The sequence below is a fragment of the Corallococcus interemptor genome (genome assembly GCF_003668875.1).
Taxonomy (GTDB): domain Bacteria; phylum Myxococcota; class Myxococcia; order Myxococcales; family Myxococcaceae; genus Corallococcus; species Corallococcus interemptor.
In genome coordinates this window covers 1-12,228 of record NZ_RAWM01000021.1, presented here as the reverse complement: position 1 = coordinate 12,228, position 12,228 = coordinate 1, and the positions used below count along the sequence as shown (strand labels likewise).

General features: G+C 70.2%; 8 protein-coding genes. 2 read left to right on the top strand and 6 right to left on the bottom strand.

Annotated features, from left to right (window positions below; genetic code table 11):
* Positions 1 to 19: 19 nt before the first annotated feature.
* Positions 20 to 3,604, top strand: coding sequence for a transcription-repair coupling factor (mfd, locus tag D7X96_RS10630; RefSeq protein WP_120548331.1), 3,585 nt, complete (start codon positions 20 to 22; stop codon positions 3,602 to 3,604).
* Positions 3,605 to 3,642: 38 nt separating this feature from the next.
* Positions 3,643 to 4,374, top strand: coding sequence for a DUF2652 domain-containing protein (locus D7X96_RS10625; RefSeq protein ID WP_120548332.1), 732 nt, complete (start codon positions 3,643 to 3,645; stop codon positions 4,372 to 4,374).
* Between the two features lie 14 nt (positions 4,375 to 4,388).
* On the opposite strand, the gene argE is transcribed toward D7X96_RS10625, so the two are convergent.
* From argE to D7X96_RS10595, 6 genes are all read right to left on the bottom strand, one after another.
* Positions 4,389 to 5,531: an acetylornithine deacetylase gene (gene argE, locus D7X96_RS10620; RefSeq protein ID WP_121724246.1), complete on the bottom strand. Its 1,143-nt coding sequence runs from the start codon at positions 5,529 to 5,531 to the stop codon at positions 4,389 to 4,391.
* Between the two features lie 67 nt (positions 5,532 to 5,598).
* Positions 5,599 to 7,134: a hypothetical protein gene (locus D7X96_RS10615; RefSeq protein WP_121769648.1), complete on the bottom strand. Its 1,536-nt coding sequence runs from the start codon at positions 7,132 to 7,134 to the stop codon at positions 5,599 to 5,601.
* A gap of 10 nt (positions 7,135 to 7,144) precedes the next feature.
* Positions 7,145 to 8,542, bottom strand: a complete 1,398-nt coding sequence (locus D7X96_RS10610) for a hypothetical protein (RefSeq protein ID WP_121769666.1) — start codon at positions 8,540 to 8,542, stop codon at positions 7,145 to 7,147.
* A 141-nt stretch (positions 8,543 to 8,683) separates the two neighbouring features.
* Positions 8,684 to 10,165 carry a hypothetical protein gene (locus tag D7X96_RS10605; RefSeq protein WP_120548335.1) on the bottom strand — a complete coding sequence of 494 codons (1,482 nt, stop codon included), beginning with the start codon at positions 10,163 to 10,165 and terminating at the stop codon, positions 8,684 to 8,686.
* Between the two features lie 60 nt (positions 10,166 to 10,225).
* The gene (gene hutF, locus D7X96_RS10600; protein ID WP_120548336.1) at positions 10,226 to 11,608 is read right to left on the bottom strand and encodes a formimidoylglutamate deiminase; all 1,383 of its coding nucleotides are present in this window, start codon (positions 11,606 to 11,608) and stop codon (positions 10,226 to 10,228) included.
* A gap of 44 nt (positions 11,609 to 11,652) precedes the next feature.
* The gene (locus tag D7X96_RS10595; RefSeq protein WP_120548337.1) at positions 11,653 to 12,141 is read right to left on the bottom strand and encodes a ferritin-like domain-containing protein; all 489 of its coding nucleotides are present in this window, start codon (positions 12,139 to 12,141) and stop codon (positions 11,653 to 11,655) included.
* Positions 12,142 to 12,228: the final 87 nt, after the last annotated feature.

Below are 12,228 nucleotides of genomic sequence, written 5' to 3'. Positions count from 1 at the left end.
GGCCCCACACGGCCCCTGAATGGACACCTCCCTTCCTCCGAAGTCCGACGGCACGCCCTGGCCCGGCGGCGCTCCCCCCTCCTCCGGTGATGCCTTCGCCCGGCTGCTGGCCTCCCTGCGCGTGGGCCACCGCGCGCGGACGCAGGGGGTGAAGGGCGCGGCACGTGGCCACCTGCTCGCCCGCCTGCACCGGGAGCTGCGCGCGCCGCTGGTGTGCGTGGCCGCGGACGAGGAGGCGGCGGACGCGCTCGCGCACGACCTGGCCTTCTTCCTGGGCGGCACGGGCAGCCTGCTGGAGCCGCGCGTGCTGCGGCTGCCCGCGGACGAGGTGCTTCCCTACGACGAGCTGTCGCCGGAGGCGGGCCCCATCACGGAGCGGCTGGGCGCGCTGTTCCACCTGGCGCGCGGCACGCCGTTCCCCGCGCTGGTGCTGTCCCTGCGCGCGCTGCACCGCCGCGTGCTGCCGCTGGGGGTGATGGAGGGGCTGGCCCAGCGCGTGGAGGTGGGCCAGGACTTCGACCGCGACTCGCTGGCGCGGAAGCTGGCGCTGATGGGCTACCAGAACAGCCCGCTGGTGGAGGACAAGGGCACCTTCAGCGTGCGCGGCGGCCTGCTGGACGTCTTCAGCCCGCTGTACGAGCGGCCGGTGCGCCTGGAGTTCTTCGGGGACACCATCGAGTCCATCCGCGTCTTCGACCCGGAGTCGCAGCGCACCGTGGACGCGCTCAAGACGGTGGACCTGGTGCCCGCGCGCGAGCTGCTGCTCACCGACGACACCCGCCCGCGCGCGGAGGCCGCCGCCCGCGCGGTGGCGGACCGCATCAACCTGCCCACCATCAAGCTGCGCGAGCGGCTGGACGCGCTCCGGGAAGGACTGCCCGGCTTCGGGCTGGAGGGACTGCTGCCCGGCTTCTTCGAGGGCGGCCTGGCCTCCGTGTTCGACTACCTGCGCGCGTGGGCGAAGGAGCCCGTCGTCTACCTGGACGACCCGGTGGGGCTGGACCGCGCGCTGGAGGACCTGTGGGCGGAGCTGGCGAAGGGCGTGGAGGAGGCGGACGCGCGCCAGGACCTCACCTACCCTCCGGAGCACCACTTCCTCACGCGTGAGGGCGTGGCCTCGGGGCTCAAGGCCCTGCGCGTGGTGGAGGGCGGTGGCCTGTCGCTCACGCAGTCCGAAGCGCCCGTGGCCTTCACCTTCGGCACGACGCAGGACCTGCGCGAGGCCATCCTCGCGCACCACGGTGAGGAGGGCGCGCTCACCCCGCTGGTGGAGCGGCTGCAGCGCTGGCGCGACACCGGCGTGGCGTGCGCGGTGGCGTGCGGCACGCTCAGCCAGGCGGACCGGCTCAAGCGGCTCCTGCTGGACCGCAACGTGATGGTGAAGGTGCACACGGAGCCCCTGGCGGACCCCGCGAAGCTCTTCGAGCCTGCGATATGGGCGCACCTGTTCACCGGCGAGGTGAGCCACGGCTTCATCGACACTGAAGGCCGGCTGGCGGTGCTCGCGGACGAGGAGATTTTCGGCGTCCGCTCACGCCGCCGCGTCAAGCGCAGCAAGAAGCTGGATGCGTTCGCCGCGGGCTTCAAGGACCTGAAGGAAGGCGACCTCATCGTCCACACCGACTTCGGCATCGGGCGCTACGCGGGCCTGACGAAGATGGAGGTGCAGGGCGTGCCGGGGGACTTCCTCGTCCTGGAGTACGCGGGGCGGGACAAAATCTATCTGCCGGTGGGCCGCATGCGGCTCATCCAGAAGTTCACCGGCGGAGACCCGGACAAGGTCCAGCTGGACAAGCTGGGCACCACCAGCTGGGAGAAGACGAAGAAGCGCGTCAAGGAGCAGCTGCTCAAGATGGCGGCGGAGCTGTTGCAGATGGCCGCCGCGCGCAAGGCGCACCCGGGCTACGCGTTCGCGGCGCCGGACCGCTACTTCGCCCAGTTCGAGGCGGACTTCGAGTTCGAGGAGACGCCGGACCAGGCGAAGGCCATCGAGGACGTGCTCGCGGACATGCAGAAGGCGCAGCCCATGGACCGGCTCGTCTGCGGCGACGTGGGCTACGGCAAGACGGAGGTGGCCATGCGCGCCGCCTTCAAGGCCACGCTGGACCGCAAGCAGGTGGCGGTGCTGGTGCCCACCACGGTGCTGGCGCAGCAGCACTTCCATTCGTTCAAGAAGCGCTTCAAGGACTACCCCGTCACGGTGGAAGTCATCTCCGGCATCCGCAAGCCGCCGGAGATCCGCGACATCCTCCGCCGCGCCAAGGAGGGCAAGGTCGACATCGTCATCGGCACGCACAAGCTGCTGGCGGGCGACGTGTCCTTCAAGGACCTGGGGCTCCTGGTGGTGGACGAGGAGCAGCGCTTCGGCGTGAAGCAGAAGGAGGCGCTCAAGCGGCTGCGCACGCAGGTGGATGTGCTGACGCTGACGGCGACGCCCATCCCCCGCACGCTGCACATGAGCATGTCCGGCGTGCGCGACATGAGCATCATCGCCACGCCGCCGCAGGACCGCCGGGCCATCCGCACCTTCGTGATGAAGTACGACGAGGGCGTCATCAAGGAGGCCGTGGAGCGGGAGATTGCCCGAGGGGGCCAGGTCTTCTTCGTGCACAACCGCGTGGAGTCCCTGCCGTCCATGGAGCAGGAGCTGAAGAAGCTGCTGCCCAACGTCTCCATTGGCGTGGCGCACGGCCAGATGGGCGAGGGGCAGCTGGAGAAGGTGATGCTCCAGTTCACGGAGCACAAGTTCCAGGTGCTGCTGTGCACAAGCATCATCGAGAGCGGCATCGACATCTCCAGCGCCAACACGATGATCGTCAACCGCGCGGACCAGTTCGGCCTGGCGCAGCTCTACCAGCTGCGCGGGCGCGTGGGCCGCAGCAAGGAGCGCGCGTACGCGTACCTGCTGGTGCCCACCCGCCGTCCGGTGACGAAGGACGCGCAGCGGCGCCTGGAGGTGCTCCAGAACTTCACGGAGCTGGGCGCGGGCTTCTCCATCGCCAGCCACGACCTGGAGATCCGCGGCGCGGGCAACCTGCTGGGCGAAAAGCAGTCCGGCGCCATCGCGGAGATTGGCTTCGACCTGTACGCGCAGCTGATGGAAGAGGCGGTGGCGGAGCTGCAGGGCCAGCCGCCCAAGGTGCACGTGGAGCCGGACATCAACCTGCCCATGCCGGCGCTCATCCCCGACGACTACGTGGCGGACGTGCACCAGCGGCTGGTGTTCTACAAGCGCTTCAGCCAGGCCAGCCACCCGGACGAGGTGACGGACCTGCGCGCGGAGCTGGTGGACCGCTACGGCGAGGCCCCCGACGAGGTGGACGCCCTCTCCGAGGTGACGCTCCTGAAAATCGACATGCGCGAGCTGCGGCTGCGCGCGCTGGAGGCGGGCCCGGGCCGGCTGTCGCTGGCGCTGGGCGGCGACGCGCTGCTGGATGGCGCGAAGGTGGCGGGGCTGGTGCAGCGCTCCAAGGGCTTCTACCGGCTGACGCCGGACATGAAGCTCATTGCCCGCGTGCCCCCGGAGGTGAAGGGGCACGCCCTGCTGGCGGAGGCGCACAAGCTGCTGCGCGACGTGGGCACCTGCGCGATGCCCCGGCACTGACACAAGGCGCGGGGGCTTGGGCTAGGCTTCCGCGCCGCATGGCCATTGAGAAGGCGCTGCTCCTCATCGCGGACATCGGCGGCTACACCCGCTTCATGCGGGAGCACCGCTTCGGCCTCGCGCACGCGCAGGACACGGTGGCGCAGCTGCTGGAAGCCGTCATCGACGCGTCCGGGCGGTTCAAGCTGGCGAAGCTGGAAGGGGACGCGGCCTTCTTCTACGCCGTGGGCGAGGACACCTCGCCCATCGCGACGCAGGTCGCGGCCATCCGCCGCGCCTTCCTGGAGCGCCGGGAGCAGCTCGTCATTGACCGCATGTGCAGGTGCGACGGGTGCACGCAGGTGGGCAACCTGACGCTCAAGTTCGTGGCCCACGCCGGGGAGGTCGCCTTCCAGAAGGTGAAGCACCTCACGGAGCTGGCCGGGGTGGACGTCATCCTCCTGCACCGGATGCTGAAGAACGACGTGCCCATCTCCGAGTACGTCCTGATGACGGACGCGGTGCACCAGCAACTGGAGCCCCAGCTGCGTCAGCTCAGCCAGGGGCTGGAGCACGACTTCGAGGGCATGGGCCGCACGCCCACGCACTACATCGACCTGGGCTCGCTGGTGACGAGCGTGCCCGCGCCGCGCCCCAACCTGCCGCGCAAGCTGTGGAACAAGCTGACGCTGGAGCTGCGCTCGCTGAAGTACGTGCTCGGCTTCAAGGAGGCGTGTCAGGGCTTCCGCAACGTGGAGGTCATCGAAGACGCCACACCCGGGAAACCCTGAGGCGCGCCGCGCGCTCAGCCGCCCGTGCAGAAGCGGGCCACGGCCTTCGTGAGCGCGGCCTCGCAGCGCACCAGGTCCTCCATGGGGACGAACTCACCCGTCTGGTGCGCGACGCGGATGTCGCCGGGGCCGAACACGACGGCCTCCGCGCCCAGCTCCGTGAGCTGCGGGGCCTCCGTGCCGAAGGACACCGTTTCGGACGCGTTGCCGCTGACGTCCTCCAGGAAGCGCACCACGTCCGCGTCGCCGCGCGTGTGGACGCCGCGGTCCATGCGCAGGACCTTGATGCGCGCCTCGTAGGCGGGTTCGTCGCGGGTGAGCTCCTGGCGGATGTGCTCCATCATCTCCGGGACGCGCTCGGCGGCCTGACCGGGGATGGGGCGCCACTCCACGGTGAAGCGGCAGGAGCCGGGCAGCACGTTCTTCGCCTTGCCGCCCTGGATGAGCCCCACGTTCACCGTGGTGAAGGGGGGCTGGAAGCCCTCGTCGCGGTCCTCGCGCAGGACGGTGTTCGCCAGGGTCTCCAGCCGGTGCAGGAAGCGTCCGGCGCGGAAGATGGCGGACGCGCCCAGCTCCGGGTACGCGCTGTGCCCCTCCTTGCCCAGCACCTCCACCTCCGCCAGGCAGTAGCCCTTGTTGGCGCGCACGGGGATGAGGCGCGTGGGCTCGCCGACGATGGCGTGCCTCGCGCGGCCCAGGCCCGCGGACACCAGCTTCTTCGCGCCCACCAGGCCCACCTCTTCATCCGCGGTGAGGATGACGAGGAGCGGCGCGTCCAGCTTCGGCAGGTCCTTGCGGGTGGCGGTGTGCAGCGCGCAGGCGATGAAGCCCTTGGTGTCGCAGGCGCCTCGGCCGTAGAGCTTGCCGTCGCGTTCGGTGAGGCGCAGCGCGTCCGTCCAGGCGGCGTCATAGGGCACGCAGTCGGAGTGGCCGACGAGGGCCAGCGCGGCGCGGTCCGCGTCGCCCTTGCGGGCGATGAGGTTCACCTTCGCCACGCCCGCGTCGTCGGTGTAGTGCTGGCGCTCGGCGGTGAAGCCCGCGGCCTCCAGCCTCGCCTGCGCGTAGTCGATGAGGGGCGCGTTGGGACGCGAGGACGTGGTGTCCAGTGCCACCAGTTCCGCCAGGGTGGCCCGCAGCGCGGGCAGCGTGTCGCTCATGGGACGGCCTCCAGTCAGGCCACCTCCATGCCACCGCCCGCGCCGCGGCGCCAGTGTGCCCGCGCCCTCAGCGTCGCAGGGAGACCACCGCCCCCGAGTCCGCGTCCGAGGGGAACACGGAGTTGTCATCCGCGCCGGGCCGGCCCAGGCCCTTGGAGATGGCGGGCGCGGACGCGCTCACCCGGCCCACGTAGAAGACGCCGTGGTAGCCGTCCTTGTTGGGCGAGTCCCAGACGTGCACGAAGAAGCGGTCCCCGTTGTCCTTGCCCTTCGCCTCCTTCACGCCGCAGTCCAGCTTGCGGCTGCGCTCGTCCGGCGCGCAGATCCACGCCGAGCCGCTGTCGTAGGCCACGTCCAGCGCCACCACGTGCTTCAGCCGGGCCGCCAGGAGCCTCCCCATGGGCTGGTACTGCGGGTCCCACGGCAGGCCCTTCGCCGTGCGCGAGTGGATGTTGCCGCTCAGCACCAGGTGGAAGCGCGCGGGGCCGGCCTCCACCTGCTTCAACACCGTGGTGGCCAGGGCCTGCTCGCGCGGCTGTCCGTTGAGCCTCGGGTGGTCATAGACGAACACCGCCACATCCAGCCCCTGCGCTCGCAGCTGGCGCAGCTGCTCCAGCATGTTGGCCACGGCTTCGCTGCCACGGCCATCCGGATACGGGCTGCGCCAGAACGGGGCCTCCATCAGCCGGAGCCAGTCTTCTTCCGTGCCCTGGCTTCGGAGGAAGGTGGTGATGCGCGCCTGGTTGTCCACCGGCAGCTCCAGACCCACCGACACGGGCGTGCCCGCCACGGTGAGCTGGCAGGTGGCCTGCGCGATGAAACGCGGGACCTCCTGCGTGCCGTGCAGCTCTCCCAGCAGCAGCACCCCGCCCGCCTTCGCCTGGGCCTTCAGGCCGATGATGGGCGTGCCGCACTCGGTGAACGCGGGCGCGGACCGAGCCTCGGGGGCCTTCGCGACGGGCTGCACGGTCACCCGAGGGGTGGCCCCCTCCTTCGACGCCAGGCCTGGCGCGATGGCGTGGAACACGCGCCACTCCATGTTCAGGTCACGCGTGCCGTGCGCGGACTCCGCGACGATGGCGTTCTCTCCGCGCGGCATCGAGAACCGGTCCTCGCCATCCTCCGCGCTGAGGCCGAAGCCGCCTTCGAGGCTCTCCCAGCCTCCGGTCGGAGGAGCGATGCCCGCCAATTGGTCCTGCCTCCGCTGGGCGTCATTGCCCATGCTCCGGCTCACGCCCCACTCCAGCTCCTTGCCCGGAGCGGACAGTGCCTTGTTCGCGCTGCGGGTGACGCGGATGATCCACAGCTTGCTCTTCGTGGGCGTCTCCCGCTTGCCCAGCACGAGATAGCGGTGCCAGTAGCCGGAGACCTTGGAGCCGCCGAACTCCTCCTTCCATTCGGTCTGCAGCACCGGGCTGCCCGGGGCCTCGCGGAAGCTCAGCTTCGCGTCCACGAAGTACTGGCGCACCGAGGGCCACACCTCCTCCAGGGGCCGGTCGTAGATGGCCTCCCGCCCTGTCAGGTCCCAGTCCTGGGGCCGTGCGGCGCAGCCCACCACCGCCAGGAGCAATGCCAGCCATCCCATCTTCAGCATCGAGCGCATGCGCAGTGCCTCACAGGCTCGGCGTGGAAACCGTGTCCGGGTTGCCCAGGCCCTTGAAGACGGCGGGTTCGGACGCCGTCACGTGGCCCACGTAGAAGACGCCGTGGTAGCCCTCGCTGTTGGCCGAGCTCCAGGTGTGCATGAAGAAGCGGTCGCCGTTGTCCTTGCCCTTCGTCTCCTTCACGCCGCAGTCCAGCTTGCTGCTCTGTTGATTCGCCGCGCAGATCCACGCCGTGCCGCTGTCGTAGGCCATGTCCAACGCGGTGACGTCATCGAGCTGGTCCTTCAGCAGGTAGCCCATGGGCTTGTACTGCTTGTCCCAGGGCAGCCCCTTCTTCGTGCGCGGGTGGATGTTGCCGCTCACCACCAGGTGGAAGCGCTGCGGCTTCGCCTTCACCTGCTTCAGCACCGTCTGCGTCAGCGCGTCCTCGCGCGCCTGGCCGGACAGCTTCGGGTGGTCGTAGACGAACACCGCCACGTCCAGGCCCTGCGCTCGCAGCTGGCGCAGCTGCTCCAGCATGTTGGCCACGGCTTCACTGCCACGGCCGTCCGGATACGGGCTGCGCCAGAACGGGGCCTCCATCAGCTTGAGCCAGTCCACTTCACCGCCCTGGCTCTGGAGGAAGGTCGTGATGCGCTCCTCGTTCTCCACCGGCAGCTCCAGGCCCACCGTCACCGGCATGCCCACCGTCACGAGCTGACACACCGACTGCGCGATGAAGCGCGGGACCTCCTGCGTGCCGTGCAGCTCACCCAGCATCAGCACCCCGCCCGCCTTCGCCAGCTTCTTCATGCCCAGGATGGACTGGCCGCACTCGGTGAAGGTCGCCTCGGCCTTCGCCACCGGCTGCTCCGTCTTCACCGGCTCCTTCTTCGCGAGCTTGGGCATGATGCCCCGGAACACGCGCCACTCCATGGTCAGGTCGCGCGTGCCCTGCCCCGACTCCATGTAGAAGGCGTTCTCTCCCACCGGGAACGCGAGCCGGTCCTCAGCGTCTTCCGCGCTCAGGGGTGAGTCCCCCTCCTTGCCAATCACCCGGGAGATGCCCCAGTCCAGCTCCTTGCCGGGCTGCGACAGCGCCTTGTTCACCGACTTGGTGATGCGGGTGATCCACAGCTTGCTCTTCGTCGGCGTCTCGCGCTTGCCGATGACCATGTAGCGGTGCCAGTAGCCTGCGACCTTGGAGCCGCCGAACTCCTGCTTCCACTCGGTCTCCAGCACCAGGCTGCCGCGGTCCTCGCGGTAGGGCAGGTTCGCTTCCTTGAAGTATTCACGGACCGACGGCCACATCTCCTCCAGGGGCACGTCGTAGATGGCCTCGTAGTCCGGCGTCTCCAGGTCCTGCCGCCCCGCGCAGCCCACCGCCAGGAGCAACGCCAGCCATCCCATCTTCACCATTGAGCGCATCCGCAGTGCCTCCGTCTTCGATGCGCTGAAGAACGCCGTGTGATGAATGGGCATATCGAGCCCCGCGAAAAGCCAGAGGCCGCGCGGGCCACCGTCTCCGGTGACTCGCACGGCCCCTGTCTTCCCCCCCTGATGCGGTTCTTACGGGCTCGACGCGGGCGCTGCTCCCGGATTGCCCAGGCCCTTGCGGATGGCGGGTTCGGACGCTGACACGTGGCCCACGTAGAAGACGCCGTGGTAGCCCTCGTCGTTGGTCGAGTTCCACGTGTGCACGAAGAAGCGGTCGCCGTTGTCCTTGCCCCTCGCCTCCTTCACGCCGCAGTCCAGCGCGCGCCCCTGCGCATCCGCCGCGCAGACCCACGCCGTGCCGCTGTCGTAGGCCATGTCCAACGCGGTGACGCCGTCGAGCTGGTCCTTCAGCAGGTAGCCCATGGGCTTGTACTGCCTGTTCCACGGCAGCCCCTTCTTCGTGCGCGGATGGACGTTGCCGCTCAGCACCAGGTGGAAGCGCTGCGGGGTCGCCTTCACCTGCGCCAGCACCGTCTTCGTCAGCGCGTCCTCACGCGGCTGCCCGGAGAGCTTCGGGTGGTCGTAGACGAACACCGCCACGTCCAGGCCCTGCGCCCGCAGCTGGCGCAGCTGCTCCAGCATGTTCGCCACGGCCTCACTGCCACGGCCATCCGGATACGGGCTGCGCCAGAAGGGGGCTTCCATCAGCTTGAGCCAGTCCACCTCGCCGCCCTGGCTCTGGAGGAACGTGGCGATGCGCTCCTCGTTCTCCACCGGCAGCTCCAGGCCCACCGTCACCGGCATGCCCGCCGTGACGAGCTGGCACACGGACTGCGCGATGAAACGCGGGACCTCCTTCGTGCCGTGCAGCTCACCGAGCAGCAGCACTCCGCCCGGCTTCGCCAGCCGCTTCAGTCCGAGGATGGACTGGCCACACTCGGTGAACGACGGCGCTTCCTTCGCGCCCGGGGCCATCGCCACCCGCGGCTCCGCGCTCACCTCCTGCTGCTGCTTCGCGAGCCTGGGCATGATGCCCCGGAACACGCGCCACTCCATGGTCAGGTCGCGCGTGCCCTGCCCCGAGTCCACGTAGAAGGCGTTCTCTCCCACCGGGAAGGCCAGCCGGTCCTCCGCGTCCTCGATGGAGACGCCGTAGGCGCCGCTCGAGGTCGAGGACGGATCCCCCGGAGCCCCCGTGTTGCGTTGCTCCGGGTCTCCTCCGAGTCCCCGGCCAACGCCCCAGTCCAGCTCCCGGCCCGGCAGGGACAGCGCCTTGTTCACCGACTTGGTGATGCGGATGATCCACAGCTTGCTCTTCGTCGGCGTCTCCCGCTTGCCGATGACCATGTAGCGGTGCCAGTAGCCGGCGATCTTCGAGCCGCCGAACTCCTGCTTCCACTCGGTCTCCAGCACCAGGCTGCCCCGGTCCTCGCGGTAGGGCAGGTGCGCCTCCGTGAAGTACTCACGGACGAAGGGCCACATCTCCTCCAGGGGCATGTCGTAGATGGCCTCGTGGTCTGGCGTCTCCAGGTCCTGCCGCCCCGCGCAGCCCACCGCCAGGGGCAAGGCCAGCCCCACCAGCACCACCCACGACAGCCAGATTCCCGCGCGCATCCGAAACCTCCACACCGCCAACGTCCGGGCGGCCCGTGCATATCGAACCGCGTCTCTTCCCTACGGGTAGAGACGCCGGGCGAGCTGCTGGAACGCCTTGCCACTCGCCTCCGTCAACGGATGGTGGCCGTCCCGGACCACGAGCCGGCCCGCCACCGCCACCTCGCGCACCGCCCCGCCCGCCGCGCCAAAGACGATGCCCGGCAGGAGCGACGTGGGGCTCGCGCCCACCAGCGACGGGTGGTGCACGTCCACCGTGAAGAAGTCCGCGGGCGACCCCGGAGAGAGCGTGCCCGTGCCCATCCCCAGGCTCCGCGCGCCCTGCACCGTGGCCATGTCGAAGAGCCGGGCCGCCAGGCCGTCCAGGGTGCCCGTCCCCGGGTCCAGCACCGCGCGGCGCAGCCGCACCAGCCGCAGGTGCTGCTCCAGCTGGCGCGCCTCATCCAGCAGGTCCACCACCGTCTGGCTGTCCGAGCCGAAGCTCACGCGCGCCCCGGCCTTCACCAGCGCGTCCGCCGGCACGATGCCGTCCCCCAGGTTGCGCTCCGTGGACGGGCACGCGCACACCGTGGCCCCCGCGCGGCCCAGCAGCGCCACCTCGTTGTCCGTCAGGTGCACGCCGTGCACGGCCGTGAAGCTCGGCCCCAGGAGGCCCACGTCCGACACCAGCTCCACCGGGCGGCGGCCGTGCTCCGCGAGGCACGCTTCAATCTCCTTCGGCTGCTCGGCCACGTGCATGTGGATGGGCATGCTGGCGGGCGCGGCGCGGGCCACCTGCGTCAGCCAGTCCCGCGACACCGCGCGCACGCTGTGCGGCGCGAACCCCACGTTCACGCGCGCGTCACCGCGCACCGCGTTGGCCAGCGCCTGCGTGGTGGACAGGAACGTGTCCACGTCCGCGTCGATGAAGCGGCGCTGGCGCGGGTTGGCGGCCACGTTGAAGCCCGCGCGCGCGTAGCCCACCCGCAAGAGGCAGATGCGCAGCCCCACGTCCGTGGCCGCGCGGATGACCGCGTGCGCCAGTTCGTTGCGGTCCGCGTAGGGCGTCCCGTCCGGCTGGTGGTGCAGGTAGTGGAACTCGCCCACCGTGGTGATGCCGGAGAGCACCATCTCCAGGAACACCTGCCGGGAGGCGACGTGGATCTCCTCCGGCGTGAGCGCCTCCGCGGCGCGGTACATCGCCTCGCGCCAGGACCAGAAGTCGTCCTTCCCGCCGGCGGTCGCGACGTATTCGGTGCGGCCCCGGATGAGCCGCTGGAACGCGTGCGAGTGGCCGTTGACCAGGCCCGGCAACAGCGCCCGCCCCGCCAGCCGCTCCACGCGCGCGCCTTCCGGCACCGCTTCGAGCACCCGGCCATCCGCGCCCACCGCCAGCGCGCGGCCTTCGTGGAAACGCCCGTCCGAGAAGAGGAAGTCGGGTTGGTAGACAGTGATGTCGCTCACGCGCGGCAGCGTATGCCACTTCGCTCCGGCGCGCGGTAGCGGCTTCAGGCGCCCATTTCGGCGGTGTCCAGGAAGGAGGGCATGCGGCGCTCCGCCCAGGGCCGGGTGCGCACCGCGTCGCGGATCCACGTGCCGTGGCGCCGTTCGTCCTCGCGGTGCTGGCGGATGAGGGCCTTCACCTCCGGGGACCACTCGAACTGGAGCGCCAGCTCATAGGCCCGGTCGAACAGCTCCTCGTTGCCGAGCATGGCCCACAGCGTGGCCTCCGTCCCCATCAGCCCCGTCATGGCCGTGAGGCCCTTCATCGCGGAGCCCTTCAGGTCCGGGCGCAGCGTCACCGGCTCACCGCCAAAGTGCTGGATGAGCAGGTTGAGGTCCTGCACGTGGCGCAGGTGGTCCGCGCGGAAGCTGTTGAGGCGCTCGCGCACCAGGGCGGGCCCGATGCGGGCGATGGCCACGTCGTACGCGCCCACCGCGTCGGCATCGAGCTGCGCCAGGCTGTGCAGGCGAGCCACTTCGGACTTGTCGGCCATGGGTGCCTCCTTCAACCGGGTACGGTGAGTGCTCGGGCCCGAACAATGTGGGGATGACTCCCCCCCGTTCCAACCGCCCTTCCCCAC